The organism is Nocardiopsis tropica (genome assembly GCF_042660575.1).
GTDB classification, from domain to species: Bacteria; Actinomycetota; Actinomycetes; order Streptosporangiales; family Streptosporangiaceae; genus Nocardiopsis; species Nocardiopsis tropica.
The window spans coordinates 1-21679 of record NZ_JBHSUF010000030.1 but is presented as its reverse complement, the minus strand read 5'-3'; the positions used below and the strand labels follow the sequence as shown (position 1 = coordinate 21679).

Here is a 21679-nt window from a genome sequence, read left to right as displayed (position 1 = left end):
AGCCATTCTTTTTTCACAGGAAAGAATGCGAGGAGAAGAATGACCATGGACCCGCGGCAAGCGCCCCTCAGCCCGTGGCTGCGCCGGCCCCGGCACCGCCCCCGGGCGGACGTGCGCCTCATCTGCCTGCCCCACGCCGGGGGATCGGCGTCCTCGCTGCGACCGTGGCAGTACCTATTGCCCCCCGGCATCGAGGCGCTGACCGTGCAGTACCCCGGCCGCGAGGACCGCTTCGGCGACCCCATGGTCGACACGATGCCCGAGGTCGTCGACGCGGTCGTGGACGCGCTCGACCCCCTCCTGGACCGCCCCTACGCACTCCTGGGGCACAGCATGGGCAGCGCCGTCGCCTACGAGGTGGCCGTGGAGGCGCGCCGCAGGTCGCTGCCGCCGCCGGTCCGGCTGTTCGCCTCGGGGCGGCCCGCACCCCACGACGTCGAGCCCGGCGACGTCCACCTGCGCGACGACGACCACCTGGCGGCCGACCTCACCCGGCTGGGCGGCACCCCGCCGGAGGTCCTGGCCGACGAGGAGCTGCGGACCGCGGTCCTGGGCTACGTGCGCAACGACTACCGGCTGATCGAGACCTACCGGCCGACGCAGGCGGAACCGCTCGACACGCCCGTGCACGTGTTCGTCGGCGCACAGGACCCGGAGTGCTCCGAGGAGGCCGCCGCGACCTGGAAGAACACCACGACCGGCGACGTCACGACCGAGGTGTTCCCGGGCGGGCACTTCTTCCTCGCGCAACAGCGCCGCGCGGTCGCGGCGACCATCGCCCGGGCCCTGGGCCACGAGCCCGCCGAGACCGCCCCCACCTGGCCCAGCACACCCTGAGCCCGTCACGACAAGGAAGATCACCATGGTCGCGGACTACTACACAGCCTCCGCCGAGTTCTACGAGATGGTCGCCGCACGCCACGTGCTCACCAGCGCCGGACCGCTGCGCACGGCGCTGGCCGGCGTCGACCCCGCCCACGGCCCCGTCGTCGAGATCGGGGCGGGCACGGGCCGCATCACGGAAGTGATCGCCGCGGCCCTGCCGCATTCCCCGATCCTCGCCGCGGAGCCGTCCACGCCCATGCGGGCGATGCTCACCAGCCGCGTCGTCGGCAAGGAGGACCTCCGCCGCCGCGTGACCATCAGCGCCGAGCCCGCCCAACACCTGCGGCTGCCCGACAGCGTCGGCGCGGTGGTCGTCTTCGGCGTGCTGGGCCACCTGACCCAGGACGAGCGGATCGCGCTCTGGCGCAAGCTGGGCGAACACGTGCCACCCGGCGCCCCGATCGTCGTGGAACTCATGGGCACGGGCACCGCCAAGGCCATCCCCCCCTTCCGCATGCTGCGCGAACGCATCGGCGAGCAGACCTACGAATGGTGGACGCAGGCCGAACCCGTCGAGGGGGACCTCCTGCGATGGGAGACGACCTGGAAGGTCCTCCGCGACGGCGAGGTGGTGCGCAGCACCCGCGACGCCTACATGTGGGAGAACCTCAGCGTCGCCCGCCTCGCAGAGGAGGCGGGCATGGACGGACGCCTGGTCGGCGAACCGGGCCTTCCCGGAGCGCCGGAGATCGGCGTCCTCACCGTCCGGGACGCCTAGGAGCCGTCCTCCTCATCCCCGTGGCCTCCGAGCGGGGTACCGGGTACGGTCGTCGGGTGAAGCCGACGACGCGACGCGAGTGCCCGCTGCACGGAGCGGGGGTGGACCCGGCGCGTCTGGTCGGGCGCCGCGTGCGGCAGGTCATGGCCGCGTGGCACGTGCGCGCCGACCAGGCTGCGACCGACCCGGTCGAGGTCTGGCTCGTCGACGACCTCGGCGACGCCGTCCGCCTGACGACCGGCTCCGACTGGTGCCTGGTCGTGGACGACGCCGCGCCCCGCTCCGGTGACGACATGGGCGAGCACGGCACTGTGGAGGTCGCACCGTGGACGCACGGGTCGCCGTTCGTCCGTCATGCGGGGGAGACTGTCGTCGCGGTGCACGAGAGGTTCGACTCCTACACCGGCCGTGTCGGCCTGGAGATCGTCTTCCCGACCGGCAGTGTCGAGTACGGGAGCTGGAACGGGGACCTGCGCCCAGTGGGCTGACCGCCAAGGGGACGCCCTCGGTCATGGCCGGTGCGGGTCACAGGACGGAGCTCATTCACGGGACGGTCCTCGGTCCCGGGGCGGCCGGTCGTGCCTACCTCCGGCCGGTTCCGGAACCCCTGAGGTCCTCGAGCAGCCGGAGGGAGTGCTCCAACGCGCGTTGGTACAGGGCAGGACGCTTCTCTGCGAGAGCTGTCCTGATCCGGACGTCCTCGGTAATGCTCGCGAGTGCCTGTTCGGTCTGTCCCAGCTTGCTCAGGAGGCGGGCCTGGGTGCTCAGGGACGCGGCGAGGTCCGGCAGGTAGGCGTCGGGCAGTTGTCGGGCCAGGGTGCGGCGGATGCCGACGGCTTCGGTGACCGCTCGGAGCGCTTGCTCGGATTGTCCCAACGCGCTCAGACTGCGGGCTTGGTTGTTGAGGGCTCTGGCGAGGTCGGGCAGGTGTACGTCGGGGCGTTGCCGGGCCAGGGGGCGGCTGATGTCCACGGCTTCGGTGATCGCCTTCAGGGCTTCTTCGGTCCTGCCCAGGTCGGCTAGGCGAAGCGCTTGGTTGTTCAGGGATGCGGCGAGGTCGGGCAGATAGGCGTCGGGGAGCTGTCGGGCCAGGTTACGGCGGATGTCCACGGCTTCGTCGATCGCTTCGAGTGCTTCCTTGGTTCGCTTCAGAGCACCCAGGCGGACGGATTGGTTGTTGAGGACCATGGCGAGGTCGGGCAGGTGGGTGTCCGGTAGTTGCCGGGCCAGGGCGCGGCGGATGTCGACGGCTTCGGTGATGCTTGCGAGTGCCTGTTCGGTCTGGCCCAGCGTGCTCAGTCGGAGTGCTTGGTTGTTCAGGGATGCGGCTAGGTCGGGCAGGTAGGCGTCGGGGAGCTGTCGGGCCAGGGTGCGGCGGATGTCGACGGCTTCGTCGATCGCCTCGAGCGCTTGTTCGGGTCGTCCCAGTTCTGCCAGGCGGGTGGACTGGTTGTTCAGAGCCATGGCAAGGGCGGGCAGGTGTGCTTCGGTACGCTGCTGGACCAGGAGCCGGTAGTGCTGGACGGCTTCGGTGATGGCTTCGAGCGCTTGCTCGGCCTGTCCCATGTCGGACATGTGGAGGGCCTGGTTGTTCAGGGATCCCGCGAGGTCGGGCAGGTGGGTGTCCGGTAGTTGCCGGGCCAGGGTGCGGCGGATGTCGACGGCTTCGTCGATCGCCTGGAGTGCTTGTTCGGGTCGTCCCAGTTGAGCCAGGCGGGTGGCTCGGTTGTCGAGAGACCTGGCGAGGTCGGGCAGGTGGGCGTCGGGCAGTTGCCGGGCGAGGGTTCGGTAGTGCTGGAGGGCTTCGTCGATCGCCTGGAGTGCTTGTTCGGGTCGTCCCAGTTGAGCCAGGCGGGTGGCCCGGTTGTTGAGGGCCATGGCGAGGTCGGGCAGGTGGGCGTCGGGGAGCTGCCGGGCGAGGGTTCGGTAGCGCTGGAGGGCTTCGTCGATCGCCTGGAGTGCCTGTTCGGCCTGTCCCATGTCGGACATGCGGAGGGCCTGGTTGTTGAGGGCCATGGCGAGGTCGGGCAGGTGGGCGTCGGGGTGTTGTCGGGCGAGGGTCCGGTAGTGCTGGAGGGCTTCGGTGATGGCTTCGAGCGCCTGCTCGACCCGGCCCATGCCGGACAGGTAGATGGATTGGTTGTTCAGGGCGAGGGCAAGGTGGGGCAGGTGGGTATCGGGGTGTTGCCGGGCGAGGGTTCGGTAGTGCCGGAGGGCTTCGTCGTTCGCTTCGAGTGCTTGCTCAGGGCGTCCCAGCTCACCCAGGCGGAGGGCCCGGTTCTGCAGAGCCATGGCGAGGCCGTCCAGGTGGGCGTCGGGGTCCTGTTCGGCTTGTTCTCGACGCGTTTGGACCAGGCGCGCGGTCAGACGCTCGGCCCAGACCGCCAGCCGCTGGCTGGACAGGGGCAGGGCATTGAGGAGATCGCGGAGGACCTCGGGCGAGGTGTCGGGATCGTCTGTCGCCTCTTCCAGCGCTCGGAGGAGCGGGCCGGGGTGTTCCACCTGGGTGGCCACGTCGACGACCGCCGGGCCCAGCGTGCGGATGTGGCCGGTGCAGAGCCCGGTCAGTAGCCCTCCGACGGAGGGTAGGGCGGGGTGGGCAGCCGCACGGGCGTACAGGGTCACCAGGCGTTCGGCGTCCGCGGTGGCGACGGTGTCCAGGTGGGGGTCGAACAGGGCGGGGGTGCGCTGCAGGCGCTGTCCGAGGAAGTACTCCAGCAGCCGGTCCGGTTGCAGGTGTCCCCACATCCGCTCCCCGTCCGGGGGGTACAGGCCGCCGGCCCACAGGCGGATCTGGTGCCTGCGGGCGGTGGTCTGGCCCTCCAGTGCCGCCGTGCTTCCCAGGAGTTCGTCCGCCTCCTCGACACCGGCGGGGGTGAGGGCGAAGGCCAGGGCCAGCACGTCGCGCAGCGGTTGCGACAGGTCGGCGTCGCCCAGGCCGTAGGCGGCGGCGCTGTGGTCCCAGTACCGGAACTCGTGGGCCAGCACCCGCCCCTCCACCGCGGTGTCGGCGGTGACGGCTGTGGGGTCCTGGGTGGCGTCCAGCAGGTCGGCCAGGGCGCGCATGTGCACGCTCAGCACGGTCTCCCACTCGGGGCCCGACAGGTCCGGATCGGCCAGGTGCGCCGCGATCCGGGCCCAGTCGGCCGGGCGCGGCGTGCGGGCCGTCGGCAGGGCCTCGGCGAGGTGGCCCAGGGCGGTGCGGTACTCCCGGGCGCGTTCGGTGGCGCGGGGCGCCAGCGGCGGTAGCGGGAGCTGCAGGGCGAGGTCGGCCAGCAGGTGGCCGGTGGCGGTGTTGACCTGGTCCCACCACTCGCCCAGGGTGCGCACCAGCAACAGCAGCCGGACGGGGGCGTGCCCCGGCGGGCGGTCGCACAGCTGGAGCAGGCGCACGAGCTGCGCGGTGCGGGTCTCGGCGTAGTCCACCACCACCAGCAGCGGGGCCGTGGCCTCCTTGACCGGGCCCAGTTCCTCGACGGTGGTGTCCTGCCTGAGCCACACGGTGGCCCACCGCCTCCCCTGCGGGTCGGGCGCGGCCAGGCGTGCGGTGAGTTCGTGGGCCAGGCGGGTCTTGCCCTGCCCGCCGGGCCCGTGCACCACCGCCGCCGTGAGCGGCTCCTCCCCCTGGCACCACTCCAGCAGGGTCCGCATGGTCTCCTCGCGGCCGTGGAAGTCCACCACCTGCCGGTGGGCCTCCAGCAGCGCGGCGGGGGAGGGGCGGTGGTGGGCGCGCGGGCTGTGGGCCAGGTGGGCGAACTCGACCGGCTCCAGCGCCAGGGGGACGCCGTGCTGGGCCAGGACCGTCCGGAAGGCGGGGTCGTGGTGGAGCACGTAGGCGGGCACGACCTCCAGGGCGGCGTGGTCGCGGTGTTCGGGGTCGGCGGCCACCACGCCCACCACCAGCTCGCCGTCGCCGCAGCGCATCGCGGCCCCCGACAGGCCGGCCCACAGCGAGCGCCGCTGCCCGGTCTGCTCCTGTTCCCGGATCTCGTGGGGGAGCCAGCGCGGCGGGTGGGCGCTCAGGTCCACCACGTGCCGGTGGTTGACGTAGTGGCTGCCCGGGGCGACCGTGCCGGTCAGCTGGGCGGTCTCCGCGGCCCGGCCGGTGCGCTGCACCAGGTCCGGGAAGCCCCACACCTGGCAGGGGGTGCCGGGGGTGGTGGTGACCAGCCTTCCCCACCGGGTGGTGACCGCGTGCTCGCTCCAGTCGGGGTCGGTGACCTTCACGAGGGCGGCGTCGTCGTGGCTGTGCGGGGTGCCTCGCCAGAGGACGCGTCCGGTGCGGGGGCGGTGGTCGGTGGCGGTGTGCACCTGGACCCGGCCGCCGACATCGGGGACGGTGTGGGCGCTGGTGAGGACCAGGCGCGGGCCGATGAGGTACCCCGACCCGGTGCTGGTGGGGGTGGTGATGCGGGTGATGCGCTGGGCGGTGTCCAACAGGTACTCCGGTCGCTTCTACGGACCCCGCGCACGGGGGAGGGGGGCTCAGCGGCTGAAGGCCGGGGGAGGGGTGTGCTCACCGGAGTCGCGGCGGGTGCTGCTGATGGACACGTCGCCGCCGGGGGTCTTCCTGGGGTGGGGGGTCAGGGTGAAGGACACCCGGTGGGTGCGGGTCCGGCTCGCCCCGGCCTCGACCTCGCCGGAGGCGATCCACGCGGAGAGCTTGCCCTTGGCCTTGCCGTCGACGCGGAACTGGACCTCGAAGTCCATCTGGATGGGGCCGACCTTGAAGGCGATGTCGGGGCTCTGGGCCTCGGCCTCCTCGACCGCCTCGGTCAGGTCCTCGCGCAGGGTGCGGACGGCGTCGGTCAGGCGGATTTCCACGTGGGCTCCTCGAAGAGCGGGGGAGAAAGGACGATCCCACGATCGCAGAACCCGCTCCGTGGCGCGGGCGCCGGAGGGGCGTTTGACCGTATGCGGCCAGTCCTCCTTCTGGAAGGCCGGTGGCTTCGGCACGTTCCGCGCCCGCGACCGTCGGGCGACCGCTGGTGGAGGCGTCGGCCCAGCTGACACGGGCGAAAGCGTCCACAAGCCATTCCGCGGCCGGGGGATGCGGTTGTCCTCGAAGGGTTCCGGAGGCGGGGCCGGTGCGCGCGGTGGTGTCAGCCCTGCGCGCCGGCCTTCTGCTCCTCTTCTTCCCGCGCCTCTCGGGCGATCTGGTCGAACTCGGCGCCCATGGCCTCGGCGAGGGCGGTGGCCGCGGACAGCGGGCGGACCATGACGACGAAGTCGTCGATCCTGCCGTCCTCGTCCGTGTGGAGGAAGTCGCAGCCGTGGATCCGCCGCTCACCGACCCTGGCCTCGAAAATCAGGGCGTGGTCGCGGCGGTCGGCTCCGGTGATCTCGCGAACGTAGCGGAAGTCGGTGAAGACCCTGCTGACACCCCTGATGATCGCGGCGGTCACGGCCCGGCCGGTGTAGGGCTTGAAGGCGACCGGGCTGGTGAACACCACGTCCTCGGCGAGCAGGGCGTGGATCGCATCGTGGTCGTCCGCCTCGACGGCCTCGCGGAAGGCGTGCACGATTCTCCTCTTATGCAACTTGTTGAATAGGTGCTTTGGAGGGTATCAACGGGGTCCGCGGCCGTCCAGGGGCTGCACACCTGTCTGCGGCGCCACGTCGGCGACCCGGAGGCGCTCGCCTAGCAGTGGGGCGAGCGCGTCCGGGTGCACGTCGGGAAAGGTCTGCGCCGGGGAGGCCGTCCTCCGGTCACCGTGGGATGCTCCCCGGTCCGGCGAACCCTTCCCGCCACGGCGTCAGATGATCTGCTCGGTCGGGAGGATGGTGATCTCGGTCAGGTTGACGTGCTTGGGGACCGCGCTCATGAAGGCGACCGTCTCCGCGACGTCTGCGGACGACAGGACGTCGATCTGGTCGATGAGGTCGGCCATGAGCTTGCTCGCCACCGGGTCGGTGACGTGGTCGGGCAGTTCGGTGTCGACCATGCCCGGCTCGATCGTCGCCACGCGGATCTTCTTGCGGCCCAGCTCGGTGCGGAGCAGTTTGGAGAGCTGGGTGACGTAGGCCTTGGTCGCGGAGTAGACCTGGAAGCCCTCCAGGATCCGGACGGCGGCGATCGACGAGGTCATGACGAGGTCGGCGCTGCGGCCGTCGGCCGCGGCCGACTCCAGGGACGGCACGAAGGCCTGGACGGTGTTCATGACGCCCTTGATGTTGAGGTCGATCTGGGCGTCCCAGTCTTCTGTGGCCAGGTCGGTGATGCCGGAGATGAGCTGCACGCCGGCGTTGGCGAAGACGAGGTCGACCCGGCCGAGCTCGTCGGCGACGCGGTCGGCCGTCGCGAGGACGGCGGCGCGGTCGGTGACGTCGGTCGGCAGGGCCAGGGCGGTTCCGCCGCCGGCGCGGATGCGGTCCTCGACCTGGTCGAGCCGGTCGCCTCGGCGGGCCACCAGCGCCACCTTCGCGCCGAGTTCCGCGAAGCGCAGGGCGGTCGCCTCGCCGATGCCGCTGGAGGCGCCGGTCACGACGGCGACACGTCCGGAGAGCGGGGTTCCGGAGACGAGCTGGGCGGAGGGCTGGGTGTTCTGTGCTGTGTTCATGCCGACCAGCATGCGACCGGTTCCGCCGGATCGGGGGGTAGCGATACGGCCCCCCAGCGGCCGGGGGGCGCCCCGTGCCCGTCGGTAGGCTCAGGGCATGCCACGCAGTGAGTTGGGTGGGTTCCTCATGACACGCCGGGCCAAGGTGACGCCCGAGGCCGTCGGAATGCCCGCGGCGGGCGAGCGCCGCGTCCCGGGCCTGCGCCGCGACGAGGTCGCCGCTCTCGCTGAGGTGAGCGTCGACTACTACCGCCGCCTGGAACAGGGCAAGGAGACCCGTCCCTCGGAGGTGGTCCTGGCCGGCCTCTCCAAGGCGCTGCGGTTGACCGGGGCCGAGGAACGGCACCTGTACGCACTGGCCGGTACGGCGCGCAGGCTCGACGAAGAGGCCACAGTCCAGCCGGTGCCGACCGAGCTGCTGAGCCTGATGGACTCCTGGAGCGACTCCGGGGCCATCGTGCTGGACCCGGTGCTCGACGTCCTGGCGCTGAACGCCCGGGCGCAGGAGCTGTTCTCCGGTTTCGAGGAGACCGCGAACCTGTTGGAGATGGTCCTGCTGGACCCCGAGGGCCGCCGGTTCTTCGTCGACTGGGAGGCCTCCGCCGAGGCGACGGTGGCCAACCTGCGTGCCAGCGCCGACTTCGCCGTAGCCCCCGCCCGGCTCCGGGAACTGCTCGACCGGCTGGAGGCCGAGAGCCCGGAGTTCCCCGGCCTGTGGGCGCGCCACGACGTGCGGCCCAAGACCCACGAGACGAAGGTGTTGCGCCACCCCGCCCGGGGTCTGCTGAGCATCGACTTCCACGCCTTCGACGTCGCCAGCGTGCCCGGGTACCAGCTCCTGGTCTACCGGGAGAAGGGGACGGAGGAGGGGGCCGGCGCCACCCCCTGAGCGCGCACCCGGGTCCTGGCGGCCTCGCGCGACCAGGGGTGAAGCCCGGGGATCGTCGCGACACGTGAGACCGGTTCGCCGCGGCGGGCAGCTCGGCGAGGCGGCCGTCAGGGGCTTCCAGACGGGTGCCTCGCGGGGCCGGGAGTCCGACTCGGCGTCACCGCTCCCAGGTCCTCACGGGAGCCGGCCGACAGGTCGGTGCTCCTGAGGAAGCCCTCCTTCGTCGGTCCTCCAGGGCTCGTCGGGGGCGACTTTCGTCGGGGCGGGTTGGCTCTCGCGGTCGATGTCCCGACGGGATCGGCCTTCTAGGTTCGTGTGTGACGGCAGGCAACGGCGTGGTCACACGCGCAACCGGAGGGACGGGTCGAACATGGGCGGTATCCGCAGGGACCGGAACGGGCGAAGCCGGGGACGAGTGGTAGCGGGCGCGGGGGCGGTGGGAGCCGCGTCGCTGCTCGGCCCGATGGCGCTGGCCGCTCCCGCGTCCGCCGTCATCGGCGGGGTGGACGCCACCGAGGAGTACCCGTTCGTGACCGCCCTGTTCGACGACAAGGGCGTGCACTACTGCGGGGGTTCGCTGATCGATGAGCAGTGGGTGCTCACCGCCGCCCACTGCTCCGACTTCGACCTTCTTCCGACGGAGAGCATCTCCGTGCGGGTGGGCAGCAACAACCGGGAGGAGGGCGGCAGCGAACGTCGGGTCACCGAGGTGGTCCAGCACCCGGACTACGAGGCGGAGGACGTCAGCGACGCCCCCGACTACCCCCACTCGTTTCTCCTGGTGCGGAAGGACATCTCCCTGCTGAAGCTCGACTCCCCGGTCGAGCAGACCCCCGTTCGCATCGCCGAGGACAGGCCGGAGCCGGGTACGGCGGTTCGCGCCCTCGGCTGGGGCGTGGTCGACGAGCTCGGCCAGGAGCCCAAGCCGGAGATCCTGCAGCAGATCGACACCGGGATCGTGTCCGACGACCGCTGCGCGGAGCTCGACGGCGACCTGTGCTCCGAACACCCCACCGATGAGGCGCAGGTCTGCTCGACCGACTCCGGCAGCCCCATGGTTCGCGGCAGGGAGGGCGACTGGGAGCTGGTCGGCCTGACCAGCCGCGACGGCGACTACGACGAGAGCGTGGCCTGCGTGGGCCCGTGGGTCTTCACCGAAGCCGCGAAGTACGGCGACTGGGCCGCCGACACGGTGGGGAAGTAGCCCGCCCCTCGGCCCCGGCAGCGCCCCGGCGGGTCCCGTGAGAGGTCAGCTCACCGGGTGTCGGGAGTCGTCCTCCGGACAGGCTCCCCGGGGAGGCCGCCCCACCGCGGGAAGGATGGCGTGGTCCACGATGCGTTCGAGGTGGGCGCGTGTGGGGACGCGCCCGGTGTCGGAGAGGTGTTTGAGGACCAGGGCCTCGCCTATGTCGACGACCACGTCGTTGACCAGGGAGGGGTCTATGTGTCCGTGCTCCGCGTAGTGGGTCAGGACGGTGCGGGTGAAGCGACCGCCCTTGGGGTCGAACACGCGGGTGTACAGGGCGTCGGCCAGTTCGGGGTGGCGGTCGCGTTCGGTCAGGATCGCGGCCGCGGCCCGGGCCGTGGGGGTGGCGGTCCACTCGGCCAGGCTGACCAGGGCCCGGACGAGGTCGCCGCGAAGGTCGTCGGTGCCGGGGGAGACCGTCTCCTGCGGGAAGTCGTGCTCGAGGGCGTCGAGCACGATGTCGATGGGGGCGGACCAGCGCCGGTACAGGGAGGTGCGGGCGGTGCCCGAGCGCTGCGCGATGCCCGCCATGCTCAGGCGGCCGACGCCCACCAGGCAGAGTTCCTCGACGGCTGCGGCGCGGATGTCGGCCAGCAGTTGTTCGGGGCCGCGGCGGCCACGGGCGGTCATGGGCGTTGTCCTCCCTGTCAGGGCACCGGCCCAGTGTAGGGCCGGTGCCGGGAGTGACCGGCGGGCCGGGCTTCCCGTGGTGGCGGCGCCGGCCGGCGACGGTGTTCTCAGGCCAGGGTCGCCACGGTGGTGGAGAAGGGGCCCAGTTCCAGGAGGTCGCCGGATGCCGGGGCCCGGAGGGCCGGGCGGTGGGAGGTGGCGGTGTCCACGTGGGCGGTCTCGTGGAAGCGGCCCTCCCCGGTGAGGGTGACCTGGACGGGGTCGGGCCCCGTGTTGACCAGCAGGAGGCGGCGCCGACCGTCGGAGGTGACGAACCCCTGGGCGTGCACGGGGGGTTCGGGGGACAGTTCGCTGCCGGCGCGTGTGGGCACGAGCAGGTCGCCGGGGCCGAAGTGCTCCAGGAGCAGCGCCAGGACGCGGTAGCGGGCGTTGGGTTCGCCGGTCTCCCAGTCCAGGAGGCTGGTGCCGGGGATGACGGTGGGGTAGCCCAGGAACTCGGCCACCCCCACGAGGTCGATGCCCAGCGCGGTCAGGCGGGACCACAGGTAGGCGACGAGCGCCCCGGCCAGGGCCCAGTACTGGTCGGGGATGTCGGGCTCGGCGGCCATGACGTCGGGGGCGAAGCTGCCGATCTCGTTGATGTGGGTGCGTGTGTGGGGGCTGAGGCGCTTCTTGATGGATTCGATGAGGCTGACCTGGCGCAGGAACCCGTCGGCCTGGGCGAAGAAGGTGGTGTGCCAGGTGGAGAAGGGGGCGTTGGGTCGGCTGTCCACGGCGTCGGTCAGGGCCGGAGCGGCATAGAAGTGGTACGAGATGGCGTCGATCGGGATGCCGGGGGCGTGGTTGGCCGGGTCGAGGAAGTGCCAGAAGTAGTCGGGGTCGTCGGTGATCGGGCTCAGAGACAGCCCTACGAAGCGCATGTCGGGGTCCAGGGGGCGCAGGCGCTGGACCACCTGGTCGTAGAGGCGGGTGTAGGCAGCCGGGTCCCACTGGTGGCCCACGTCGGGTTCGCAGAGGACCTCCCAGTAGGCGAACCGGTGGCGGTGCGGGGAGGTGTGGCGTCGGCCGAGCTCGTCGGTGAAGCCGCCGCTGATGTACCAGCGGGCCATGCGCTCGAAGTAGTCCGCGATCTGGTTCAGGGTGGCGTCGCGCGGCTGTGTGCCCTGTTCGTAGTCCCATTGCGCGGCGTCGGGATCGGTGCCCACCGCCACGGGTTCGGGGGTGTCGAACATCCAAGTGGGGATGGCGGCCAGATTGGCGACCACCGGTCGGCCCCGGGTGGCCTCCATGAAGTCGTCGAGGAGGGGGTCCAGGTGGGTGAAGTCCCAGGAGGTCGCGTGGTCGGAGGGCGGTTCCAGCGCGGGGACGGCCAGGTGGGGGTGGGTCCAGAAGGAGAGGAAGCGTGTGTGGTCGGTGTCGAGCTCGCGCAGGGCGGCGAAGGCCCTGTCGTGGATGGGTGATCCGCGTCGCAGGGGCGGGGCCGTCCACAGGTGGGTGGTCAAGGTGGTGCGCGAGGTGCACAGGACGGCATTCCAGTCCGCGTGCACGGGGATGGCGGGTCGGGTCATGGGTGTGTCCTCATGCCGTGGGCCGACGTGGGGCGACGACCGCTCGCGCACCACCTTAGCTACATCACCGTAGCTACACAACTGTATCTAAAGTTGGAGCGCGTTCGGGGGCGACAGCGTGCGCTCACGGTGTCCTCCCGGAAGCGGTCGAACGGCGCACTCCGATGAGTGCCTGGTAGCTGCGCAGCACCGTGGCCAGGGCTTCGGTGTCGAGGTCGTCGACTCGCGTGCGCGCCTCGGCCAGCCGCCGCCGTGCGGCGGCGTACTCCAGGTCGGCGGCTCTGTGGCGCTGTTCGGCCGCGAGGAGTTCGAGGCGGGCGATCCCCGCCGCGGCGTCGGCGGCGCGCTGTCTGTGCCCGGCCATGACCCGGGGGGCGACGGCTTCGGCGCGGTCCAGGTAGCGGGGGACGGTGGGTGTTCCGTCGCTCGCCCTCGTGCTCATCGGGGTCCGTCCTTCACAGGCCGTGTCGGGTGCGGGCGTCGGTGATGCGCCGGATCAGGTCGGGCGGGGTCTCGGCGTGGACCACGGTCACGCCGGGGTACTGCGCCCAGAGCCCGTCCAGGTGTGACACCGGGGTGGTGCGGATGAGGAAGCCCACGTACCAGCCGGGGTGGGTGCGGTCGATCTCCTCCAGGGCGCGCAGGTCGGCGGTGACCCGGTCGGGGTCGGTGGCGCTCAGGACGGTGGGGGTGTCCTCCCAGGGACGGCGGAAACTCACCGCGGGGCGGTCGTTCACCGTCGCCGTCTCGATGTGCCAGCCGGGTGCGGGGTCCTCGCGCATCAGTGCCTGTCTTCCTGGGTGCGCAGGGTGGTGATGAGGTCGCTGATGCGGGCGGCGGCGGTGGGGTCTCCGTGGGTCGTGGCCAGGTCGCGGACCTCTTCCAGGGCCAGCAGGACGGCTCCGCCGTCGCGCGGGGTGGTGAGCAGGGCGTTGATCTGGGTCTGGGGGTAGCGGCGGTGTCCGCCGAGGGTTTTGACCGAGGCCAGGCGGCCGTCTTTTTCCCAGCGGGTGACGGTCTTGGGGTCGACGCGGAACAGGCGGGCGACCTCTGCGGGGGTGAGCAGGGCGTCGGCGGTCTCGACCAGGTCGGGCAGGGGCGCGGTGGGCACGGGGTTCTCCATCGGTGTCGTTCGTGTCGAGGGGCGGGGGCCGGGTCCGGTCCGGGGAAGTGCGACCGGACCCGGGTCTGAGGGGCGGGGCCGCCGGCCCCCTGATGGCGGCGGCCCCGCAGCCCGGTGGTGGTGTTTCACCGGGCGGGGAACCCCCGGGCGCAACGGCGCCGCCCGGAGGGGGTTCTCAGGGGGAGCGGCCCGCCGCGACGGTGCGCACCACGTGCCGCATCTGCCGGGAGAGCCGGTCGGGGTCCGCGTACCTCAGCGGGGCTACCCGCGCGGGGCCGGTGTAGAACGCCACCCACACGCGCAGGGAGTAGGACCACATCACCACCCAGTACGGGGCATGGCGGCGGGCCAGCGCGGCGGCCAGGTCACGCTCCTCGCGGTCGTGCCCGGGATGCCACCTCACGGGTTCTCGACCACCGCACGCACCGTCAGCGGCCCCGCCCCGACGCCCTTCCACGCCCAGCTCCATTCCCAGTACACGGCCAGGTGGTCCACCAGGTGCAGGCCCGGAAGCGGGGCCTGGCGGGGATCACCCAGACGCGGATAGGGGATGACGGTGTCGCCCCGGGGGCCGTTGTCGGTCACGGCGACGCCGACCAGGAACGGGTTGACGTCGACGACCACCCGCACGGTCCCGCCGGGAACCCCGGAACGGGTGTGCTTGCGGGCGTTCGACACGAGCGCTTCGGCCACCAGGAAGACCGGTTTCCTCGCCCGGCGGGGGACCACGGTGGGCACCCACGCGGCCAGGGCGGTACAGCCGCGCTCATGGCCCAGAAGAATGCCGTGCCGGTGGGGCTCGGAGAACCCGATCCGGTGCGGGTAGGGCACGGCGGGTTCGAGGTCTGCACTGTCCAGACCCGTGTTGGGCCTCACCGGCCCGCCTCCACGATCCGCTCACGCAGTTCCTCGGCTGTGGTCGCCGACAGCCGGGTCGGAGAACCCTCGGGATCGACGCGGCGGGCACACCAGTCCCTGTTGGTTCGTTGCGCGCTCAGTGCTCGCCAGATGGTCCACTCGCCCGCGAACTCCCCCTGGAGAGCGTTCATCCTTTGGGCATCCGGGTCAGGGACGGGCTCGGGCCAGGGGCCATACAACTGTGCGCTGTCGGAACGGCGGGTCATTTCTCCTCCTGCGATGCGATGAAGCAAACGCTACGGAGAGTCATGAGAAGTGACCAGGAACATGCATTCCGGTTCCATAGAAAACAAGAAGGCGACCGGCATGATCGTGCCGGTCGCCTTGACTGGACGCGACTACACCGCGCTGCCCACGCTCTCCCCGAGCACGCCCCGAAGCTGTCGCATCTCAGCCGAGGGCCGTGCGGCGTCCGCCTCCAGACCGGCCACCAACAAGGCCCCGAAGCGCTGATGCCGGAACCACTCCTGGCCGCCGATCCGCACCGCCTCCACCGCCACCCTCTCCGCCTGTTCCCGCTGGTGTCGCATCCGCAAGCTGGCGGCCACATTGAGCAGGTGCCGCGCCCGCTGGATCGGCAACAGATCGTCGGCCTTGATCTGCCGGTGCGCCTCCAGAGCGACCTTCGGTGACTCGGTCGCTGTGTGGATGTGGGTGGTCTGCACCGCCACCTGGGAAGGCCCGAAACTGACCCAGTAGTCGTGCCGGTCGGCCCGCATCAGAGCCGCCCCGGCGCGGGCTGCCGCCAGGTACTCATCCGCCCGATCCCGGTCTCCGGCTCCCCCTGCGAGGACTGCGGCATGCATCATCAACCCGCCCCACGCGGTGAGCTGGCGCGGATCCGCCTTCGGTGACATCGGCGGGGTGATCGTGTCCGCGACCTTCACCGCCAGTTCCTCGGCATCGCGGTAGCGGGCGGTATGCAGCATCACCCACGCGTAGGTGCCGAACATGGTCGCACCTCGCCATTCGTCCGAGTCCTCCTGGGCGGAGGCGATGGCGCGCTCCGACGCGGCCATGGCCGCGTCGGTCTTGCCGGTGTGTACGAGCAGGCACGCCGCGAGCTGCCAGGTGTGTGACAGGGGACCGGCGACATCGTTGGCACTGGTGGCGGCCCGGGTGGTGCGGCAACGCGACAGCAGACCGGGCAGCTCTGCGGCCAAGACCCCGAATTCGCCTGCGAAGTAGGCCCCGTAGCACCGTTCCACATCTCGCCACAGTTCCGTGACGGTGGACGGCTCCCCGGTGACCTCGGAGGGCATCCCGGGCAGGAACGCAGGGTCGTAGACGGCGTTGCGGACGGCGAGGACCGAGGCTTCACCGACGTGGCTGACCCGGTTGGTCTTCCCGGTCATCTCGCTTGGATCGACGTCCATCGCCTGGGAGAGCTTGACGATGGTGCGCCAGTGGAAGTCGTTCTTGGCGGCGTTCTCGACCGCGCGCACGGTCCGCACGGACAGGCCCGACACTTCCGAGAGGTGCTCCTGGGACCAGCCGAGTTCTCTGCGGCGAGCCTTGAGCCTGGCACCGATCCTGGTGATCTCGTCCATGTACAGCCCCGTCCTGTGGCGATCAGGCATCCACCGGTCAGCATAAGACGGGGTCTCATCGTTGTCAGGGCCGCGACGGTTCTGTGACCGCTCGCCCTCGTCGGTCCGGGAGCCCGGTCCGTAGCCCATCAGCTTGGGCGCACGCCGCATGGGTTTCCTGGTGAGCGACAGTGGTCGGATGAGCGCGAAATCGGGTTCAGCGTTGGAGGGAGGCTGGTATCGATTCCTGGGGACCGTGCGGTCGACGGATCGCCTACGACGCATCACGTGCCGGTAGCCTCGCCCCATGTGCTGTCAGAAGCCTGAGGAGGCCGATATGACGGTAGTCCCCGGAGGCGGAGCCCCGACCGCCCCTGCCCCCGACGACGAGTGGCACAAGAGCAGCTACAGCACGGCTAACGGAAGCTGCGTCGAAGCTCGGGAGCACACCGGTGGCGCTGACGTCCGCGACAGCCAGAACCGCGCCGCGGGGTACCTGGAGTTCACCTGTGGCGAGTGGGCAGCCCTGGTGAACGCGGTGCGCGGCCTGTAGCGCCCCCTCGCACGCGAAGAACAGCGCCCCATCATGGCTGATGACGGGGCGCTGTTCTCGTGTTCAGCGGGTTCAGGCCACCCCGGCGCGCTACACACCACCGGGGCCGAAGCCCTGGCACCTCCTGTGCTCCTCGGGAGCCGTGTCCTTCCGCCCCCACCTGCCGGGCAGCCTGGGGGAGGGCGACGGCCCTCAGGGGGACTCTCCGTAGCAGGCGGCGATCGCGGCGGCGCGGTCGCGCAGAGAGGTGCGCAACCACTGCGGAGCCAGGGCCTCCGCGTCCGTCGCGAGTTGCCACAGCGCCCATTCGGCGTGCCGCGCATCCTGGAAGGCGACCTCCAGCCGCAGTCGGCCGTCCGCGTCGGCTTCTTCGGAGAGGACGGCCAGCGCGGTGCCCACCAGCTCCTCCCGTCGCGCCGGGTCCATCCGCACCAGCACGGCGACCTGGTCGCCGCCGGTGCGGAACCGCGTGCTGCGCTCCTGCCAGGCCCGGTCCAGGTCGACCCGGTCCGGTCGCCGTGCCGGTTCGTCGAGCTCCTCGGCGGCCAGGATCCGGGAGAGCCGGTAGGTGCGGTCGGCGCCGGACCTCGTGGCCAGCAGGTAGCCCTGGTCGCGTACGGTGACCAGGCCGATCGGGTCCACCGTCCGCCACGTCGGTTCCCGGTCCGCAGCCGCGTAGTGGATGCGCAGCCTGTGCCCGGCGAACACCGCGCGCCGGATCTCGGACACCACGGTGTCGGGCACCTCTTCGGTCTCCAGGCGCCGCGCGAGGAGGTCGGTGCCCGGGTCGACGAGCAGGCGCCGGGCCGCGTCGGCCGCGGTGGTCCGATCCTTCTCGGGCAGCGCGTCGACCACCTTGAGCACGGCCGAGGCGAGCGCCGAGCCGAGGCCGAAGGCCTGCGCGCCGCGCCGCGATCCGGCGATCAGCAGGGCGAGCGCCTCGTCGTGGCTCAGACCGGTGAGCTCGGTCCGGAAACCCGGTAGCAGCGCGAAGCCGCCGTGCCGACCGCGTTCGGCGTACACCGGGACGCCGGCCGCGGAGAGCGCGTCGATGTCGCGCAGCACGGTGCGGGTGGACACCTCCAGCTCGCGGGCCAGCGCGGTCGCGGACAGCCGACCGTGCCGGCGCAGCAGCAGGACGAGCGATACCAGGCGGTCGGCGCGCATACGAAAACCCTATGGGAATACATGACACAGGATGTCGTGATTCGTTGCGAGGCTTTCCCCATCGCCAATCGAGAGGGGATTCCCATGGCACACGCCATCGTCAACCCGGACGGCCTGCACGACCCGGTCCCGTTCGGCTACAGCCACACCGCCACCGTTCCCGGGGGCACGGAACTGGTGTTCGTCGCGGGCCAGTACGGGTCGGGCCCGGACGGCGCGGTCGTCTCGGCCGACTTCGCCGACCAGGTGAAGCGGACGTTCCACAACATCGGCGTCGCGCTCGCCGCCCACGGGCTCGGCCTCCGCCACGTCGTCCAGCTCAGGACGTACGTGGTGGACCACGACGTCAGCAAGCTCGGACCGATCACCGCGGCCGTGCGGGAGGGCTGGAGCACGGAGCCGCCCGCGCAGACCCTCATCGGCGTCGCGGGTCTGGCCGCCCCCGACGTGCTGTTCGAGGTCGAGGCCGTCGCCGCCCGGCCCTGACCCGCCACCCGCGTCCGGGCCGCCCACCCGGACGCGGGGGCGGTTCCGGGGCAAGGGGATGGGTGACACCTCGCGCCGGTGAGGAACCGCCTCGTGGGCGAGTGCACACGGCTCGTCTGCGAGGCGTCGCCTGTTCGCGTCGGCCCCACGCCTCGCAGTACGGGGGCGGTGAGGGGAAATGCCGGGCCAGGCGCGGCCTCTACTTCTCCGGCTCGGCCTTCGACCCGTGCCGGGTGCCGCGCCACACCCCCAGCAGCAGGGCCGCCCCGACCACGACCAACGCGATCGCCCACGACCCCACCGGGGCCATGGCCGTCCCGCACATGGTGGTCCCCATCCCCATGCTGGGCGCGTCCCCGTAACCGATCCATCCGAAGGAAGCGTTCACACTGACCAGGGGCCACCAGCCCGCGCCGCACGGTCCGCCGGGAACCAACCCGAGAGCCGCGCCCCCGGCGATCAGGGCGAAGGCCACTGTGCGGATGATCTGGACAGGGGACACGGAACTCTCCTCGACGCGGGGGGCTTTCACGTCAGTCATTCTGGGGTACCCCCCGGTCGCTGTCCCCGGCGGGGACGCCTTTTCTTCACCACACGCAATGCACGGGCCGTCGGCCTCGCCGCGGTCCCGTTCCGCCACACCGCTGACTTCCTTACTACGGCAGGGGAGAGTCCACCAGAGGAGAATGGCACGAAAATGGATCTGCTGTCGGTCTGGCGGTTTCTCTAGTGGACTGGAAGAAAACGTTGCCGGTGTGACGCGAGGGGTCCAGACCTCGATGATCTTGTACTTATAGCGAGGTTGGACGGCGAGACTCGCTATAAGTACAAGATCACGGCAGATAGCACGGGGTCTGTGAACCTTTCCGGTCATCGCACTAGTGGTAGGGGGAGCGGGAACCCTCACACACGCCCCGACTGGTGTTCGGCCTGGTCGGGGCTTTTCCTGTTCTTGGAAGGTTCGTCGGGTGGTTTCGTGTGGACGGCGACGGTGCGGCCACTTGCTTTCCCGAGCTTCCCGGAGCCCCCGTGCAGCGGCAGAGTATCCGAGGATCGGCCCTCCGGGAAAACCCGCGGGTATTCCCGAGGTGGCGTGGAAAGGCTGTATCAGCGAAGGAATAGCCTTCAGGTCGACCCCGGGTCGATCAGATGCCGCAGCGAGGACGTCGGGCTCACCCCCGAGGGCGCACGAAAAGCTCTTCACCCCTCCACCTGTCCTGTGCGGACAGCTGTCGGTGGTGCGCTTCGAAGCACCTGAGACAGGTCACCGGCAAGCCGTGTTCCACGCCACCCCGTGAAAAGTGATCCTTCATGCCGCCCGTCGGCCCGAGACCTCGCATGCGCGTGCCCGAGGGGCTGCGGTTCAGGAGGAACGCGCCTCTGACCCGGAAACGGGGTCCGTCGTACAAGAACGCGGACCTGAGCCGCCCATGTCGCCCAGGGCCGGGTCCCGTACGTGTACCACGGCCAGGAGGAGCGGATCCCGGTCGCCTCGCCCGGGGGCGATCCTACCTGGCATTCGGTGGCCGCCCTGCCGCGGCGACATGTGTTGACGAGTACGAACATGCCGGTGGGCGCGGCCACGGAGATGCCGGCGGCCCAGCTCGGGCCGTTCCGAGACAGGCTGAACCAGCGCGTTCGGAACACGAGCCGGCCCCCGCGACGGTCGGCGAATTCCAGCGGTCGCCGCGGGGGCCGCTCCGGTCACGGCCCGAAGACCTCCAGGAGCCAGCCCACCGGGGCGTCCTCGACGGAGTCGGCGGCCGACTTCTTGACCTGGCCCAGACTGATCTTCTGGGCGCCGGGGCGAAGCTTCTGGGCGACGCGGCCCCCGCCGAAGGGGACGTCGACGTTCGTGACGCTCCAGTTCGTGCCGTCGTGGACGGCCAGTCGGACCCTGACGTCGGCGAAGTCCGAGGCGAAGGAGATCCAGACGTCGCCCCCCGCCCCCGCCTGGTTGGCGCCAGGGGTGGCCAGCACGATGACGTGCCGGTAGTGGATGAGGGAGCCGTTCTCGTTGAACGCGAAGCCGTGGGGTATGCCGCCGAGCTGGAAGTTGTTGCTCACCATCGCTCCTTCGGTCCGGCCTCCGGCGCCGCTCAGTGAACGGCACCTACCGGTGGCCGGTGAAACCCTGTGACCCAGGGTCACCGCCCATCGTGGCCTCATGGGCGTGCCGACGGAAGCTTTCGTCGCGAAGCTGTCCTGACCTGGCCAATTGTTCAGAAATCTCCTCAGGTCACGCCATTGGCGTGTAACGCAGCGTGCAAATCAGGGCAGAAAGCCACAGAACGGCCGGGGTGCAGTACTTGACGGAGAGTCGGGCGCCGACGGCCACGCGCATGCGGGCCCGGACGTGCCGATGCTTCGCCTGCGGCGTCCCGGGCTGCGAGGGCGAAGCCGTCCTGACCGCGCGCCCTACCGGGGGCCGCCGTCAGTGGTGTCCGACACATGGACTTGATCTACGCCGTAAAGGTGGGCATTTCGAAGTCGCCGCGCCACCTCGCCCTGTTCCTGTCACCGCTCGTTCTCCGAGCAGTCCTGGCTGTGGCATTGCCGGCGTCGCAGCGCGCGCGGACCGGGTCGCCGCCACCGTCGTGAGGACGGTTCCGACCGGGAGGAGAAGGCCGGTCGGCGGGGCAGTGCCCTGTGACCGGCTCCGGGCGAAGGCATGACGCAGTGTCACTGGCGGCGCCGCGGAGCCGGAAGAATACTGGGACGGACTCCACCGTCCGATCCCGGAAGGGCTCACATGAGGTCCGAGCGCACCGAGGCGACGCAGGGTCAGCTGCGCATGCTCAATCTCAACATCGTGTTCGCGTCGCTCTGCGCCATCGGGGCGCTCCTGATCTCGATCAACGCCGAGAACCCGGTGCACGCCGTCGTCCTGGGCGTGGGGGTGGCGGCTGCCGTGCTGGGGTCCCGGGGGTGGAGCGGGGGCCGTTCCTTCCGTGTCCCGCTCCTCTGCCTGGTCGCGGCCTCGGCCGTGTGGCTCGTCGGTGTGCTGGTCCTGGACGACGCGTCCGCGTCCCTCGGCATCTCCGTCGTGGGTACTGTCGTCCTCTTCCAGCTGCCGCGCCCGCGCCGGGTCGTGGCGGCAGTGGCGCTGGGCGCCTTCGTCGTCGCGGTGGTCGTGGCGCGGATGGTGATGTCACCCGGTGACGCCCTCGACGTTCTTCTCGACTACGCTCTCCACTCCACCAGCGTCGCCGTGGTGGGGGTCACCCTCGTGTTCCTCAACCACCTGGTCTCCGGTCTGATCGCGGAGCTGGAGGAGTCGAGGGAGCGCGAGGCGGAGCTGGCCGTGGCCCGGGAGCGGATGCGCTTCGCCAGCGACCTGCACGACATCCAGGGCCACACGCTGCACGTGGTCAAGCTCAAGACCGCGCTGGCCCGCCGGCTGGTGC

The 21679-nt window shown here is 71.1% G+C and carries 23 protein-coding genes and 1 pseudogene; 8 read left to right on the top strand and 16 right to left on the bottom strand.

The genetic code is table 11. From position 1 onward, the window contains the following. Window positions 1-39: 39 nt before the first annotated feature. Genes ACFQBR_RS31675 through ACFQBR_RS31665 form a run of 3 tightly spaced genes read left to right on the top strand, consistent with a single transcriptional unit; the run spans window position 40 to window position 2091 of the window. The gene (locus ACFQBR_RS31675) at window positions 40-837 is read left to right on the top strand and encodes a thioesterase II family protein (protein WP_344180345.1); all 798 of its coding nucleotides are present in this window, start codon (window positions 40-42) and stop codon (window positions 835-837) included. Window positions 838-862: 25 nt separating this feature from the next. Further along, window positions 863-1603 carry a class I SAM-dependent methyltransferase gene (locus ACFQBR_RS31670; RefSeq protein WP_344180347.1) on the top strand — a complete coding sequence of 247 codons (741 nt, stop codon included), beginning with the start codon at window positions 863-865 and terminating at the stop codon, window positions 1601-1603. 56 nt (window positions 1604-1659) lie between these two features. Further along, complete coding sequence (locus ACFQBR_RS31665; RefSeq protein WP_344180349.1) at window positions 1660-2091, top strand: hypothetical protein; 432 nt, start codon at window positions 1660-1662, stop codon at window positions 2089-2091. A gap of 94 nt (window positions 2092-2185) precedes the next feature. On the opposite strand, the gene ACFQBR_RS31660 is transcribed toward ACFQBR_RS31665, so the two are convergent. The 4 genes from ACFQBR_RS31660 to ACFQBR_RS31645 form a co-directional block, all read right to left on the bottom strand. Next, window positions 2186-6040: a tetratricopeptide repeat protein gene (locus ACFQBR_RS31660; RefSeq protein ID WP_344180351.1), complete on the bottom strand. Its 3855-nt coding sequence runs from the start codon at window positions 6038-6040 to the stop codon at window positions 2186-2188. A gap of 48 nt (window positions 6041-6088) precedes the next feature. Then, window positions 6089-6427, bottom strand: a complete 339-nt coding sequence (locus ACFQBR_RS31655; RefSeq protein ID WP_267944945.1) for a trypco2 family protein — start codon at window positions 6425-6427, stop codon at window positions 6089-6091. 278 nt (window positions 6428-6705) lie between these two features. Further along, window positions 6706-7125, bottom strand: a complete 420-nt coding sequence (locus tag ACFQBR_RS31650; RefSeq protein WP_267944944.1) for a nuclear transport factor 2 family protein — start codon at window positions 7123-7125, stop codon at window positions 6706-6708. Window positions 7126-7359: 234 nt separating this feature from the next. Next, window positions 7360-8163, bottom strand: coding sequence for an SDR family oxidoreductase (locus tag ACFQBR_RS31645; protein WP_344180354.1), 804 nt, complete (start codon window positions 8161-8163; stop codon window positions 7360-7362). 97 nt (window positions 8164-8260) lie between these two features. Between ACFQBR_RS31645 and ACFQBR_RS31640 the strand changes: the two genes are divergently transcribed. Together ACFQBR_RS31640 and ACFQBR_RS31635 are read left to right on the top strand one after the other, a co-directional pair. Then, on the top strand, window positions 8261-9052 hold the full coding sequence (locus ACFQBR_RS31640; RefSeq protein ID WP_344180356.1) for a helix-turn-helix transcriptional regulator: 792 nt from the start codon (window positions 8261-8263) through the stop codon (window positions 9050-9052). 415 nt (window positions 9053-9467) lie between these two features. Then, window positions 9468-10256 carry a S1 family peptidase gene (locus tag ACFQBR_RS31635; protein ID WP_378554938.1) on the top strand — a complete coding sequence of 263 codons (789 nt, stop codon included), beginning with the start codon at window positions 9468-9470 and terminating at the stop codon, window positions 10254-10256. A gap of 45 nt (window positions 10257-10301) precedes the next feature. On the opposite strand, the gene ACFQBR_RS31630 is transcribed toward ACFQBR_RS31635, so the two are convergent. The 9 genes and pseudogenes from ACFQBR_RS31630 to ACFQBR_RS31590 all read right to left on the bottom strand — a co-directional run bounded on the left by ACFQBR_RS31630 (window position 10302) and on the right by ACFQBR_RS31590 (window position 16087). Then, window positions 10302-10928, bottom strand: coding sequence for a TetR/AcrR family transcriptional regulator (locus tag ACFQBR_RS31630; protein ID WP_344180360.1), 627 nt, complete (start codon window positions 10926-10928; stop codon window positions 10302-10304). Between the two features lie 107 nt (window positions 10929-11035). Then, window positions 11036-12496 carry a hypothetical protein gene (locus tag ACFQBR_RS31625; RefSeq protein WP_344180362.1) on the bottom strand — a complete coding sequence of 487 codons (1461 nt, stop codon included), beginning with the start codon at window positions 12494-12496 and terminating at the stop codon, window positions 11036-11038. Window positions 12497-12620: 124 nt separating this feature from the next. Then, a complete protein-coding gene (locus ACFQBR_RS31620; RefSeq protein WP_344180364.1) occupies window positions 12621-12938 on the bottom strand; it encodes a hypothetical protein in 318 nt (105 codons plus the stop codon). Window positions 12939-12951: 13 nt separating this feature from the next. Next, a complete protein-coding gene (locus ACFQBR_RS31615; protein ID WP_344180366.1) occupies window positions 12952-13278 on the bottom strand; it encodes a hypothetical protein in 327 nt (108 codons plus the stop codon). A 140-nt stretch (window positions 13279-13418) separates the two neighbouring features. Continuing rightward, a pseudogene (locus ACFQBR_RS31610) lies at window positions 13419-13619 on the bottom strand (BldC family transcriptional regulator); the annotation flags it as partial. 175 nt (window positions 13620-13794) lie between these two features. Next, window positions 13795-14022 (bottom strand): hypothetical protein, encoded by a 228-nt coding sequence (locus tag ACFQBR_RS31605; RefSeq protein WP_344180368.1) that lies wholly within the window; start codon window positions 14020-14022, stop codon window positions 13795-13797. After that, window positions 14019-14495 carry an ATP-binding protein gene (locus ACFQBR_RS31600; RefSeq protein WP_344180370.1) on the bottom strand — a complete coding sequence of 159 codons (477 nt, stop codon included), beginning with the start codon at window positions 14493-14495 and terminating at the stop codon, window positions 14019-14021. The genes ACFQBR_RS31605 and ACFQBR_RS31600 overlap by 4 nt, the downstream gene beginning before the upstream one ends. Beyond that, window positions 14492-14668, bottom strand: coding sequence for a hypothetical protein (locus ACFQBR_RS31595; RefSeq protein WP_344180372.1), 177 nt, complete (start codon window positions 14666-14668; stop codon window positions 14492-14494). Before ACFQBR_RS31595 ends, ACFQBR_RS31600 begins: the two co-directional genes overlap by 4 nt. Window positions 14669-14875: 207 nt before the next feature. After that, window positions 14876-16087: a helix-turn-helix domain-containing protein gene (locus tag ACFQBR_RS31590; protein ID WP_378554937.1), complete on the bottom strand. Its 1212-nt coding sequence runs from the start codon at window positions 16085-16087 to the stop codon at window positions 14876-14878. Window positions 16088-16403: 316 nt separating this feature from the next. Between ACFQBR_RS31590 and ACFQBR_RS31585 the strand changes: the two genes are divergently transcribed. Then, the gene (locus ACFQBR_RS31585) at window positions 16404-16619 is read left to right on the top strand and encodes a DUF397 domain-containing protein (RefSeq protein WP_344180376.1); all 216 of its coding nucleotides are present in this window, start codon (window positions 16404-16406) and stop codon (window positions 16617-16619) included. A 192-nt stretch (window positions 16620-16811) separates the two neighbouring features. On the opposite strand, the gene ACFQBR_RS31580 is transcribed toward ACFQBR_RS31585, so the two are convergent. Then, window positions 16812-17786 (bottom strand): helix-turn-helix transcriptional regulator, encoded by a 975-nt coding sequence (locus ACFQBR_RS31580; protein WP_344180378.1) that lies wholly within the window; start codon window positions 17784-17786, stop codon window positions 16812-16814. A gap of 84 nt (window positions 17787-17870) precedes the next feature. Between ACFQBR_RS31580 and ACFQBR_RS31575 the strand changes: the two genes are divergently transcribed. Next, window positions 17871-18272 carry a RidA family protein gene (locus ACFQBR_RS31575; protein ID WP_344180380.1) on the top strand — a complete coding sequence of 134 codons (402 nt, stop codon included), beginning with the start codon at window positions 17871-17873 and terminating at the stop codon, window positions 18270-18272. A gap of 199 nt (window positions 18273-18471) precedes the next feature. On the opposite strand, the gene ACFQBR_RS31570 is transcribed toward ACFQBR_RS31575, so the two are convergent. Further along, the gene (locus tag ACFQBR_RS31570) at window positions 18472-18774 is read right to left on the bottom strand and encodes a hypothetical protein (protein ID WP_344180382.1); all 303 of its coding nucleotides are present in this window, start codon (window positions 18772-18774) and stop codon (window positions 18472-18474) included. A 1202-nt stretch (window positions 18775-19976) separates the two neighbouring features. Then, a complete protein-coding gene (locus ACFQBR_RS31565) occupies window positions 19977-20339 on the bottom strand; it encodes a hypothetical protein (protein ID WP_344180384.1) in 363 nt (120 codons plus the stop codon). Between the two features lie 685 nt (window positions 20340-21024). On the opposite strand from ACFQBR_RS31565, the gene ACFQBR_RS31560 reads away from it, so the two are divergent. Beyond that, window positions 21025-21679, top strand: a 655-nt coding sequence (locus ACFQBR_RS31560; RefSeq protein ID WP_378554936.1) for a histidine kinase, incomplete at its 3' end; no start/stop codon positions are given.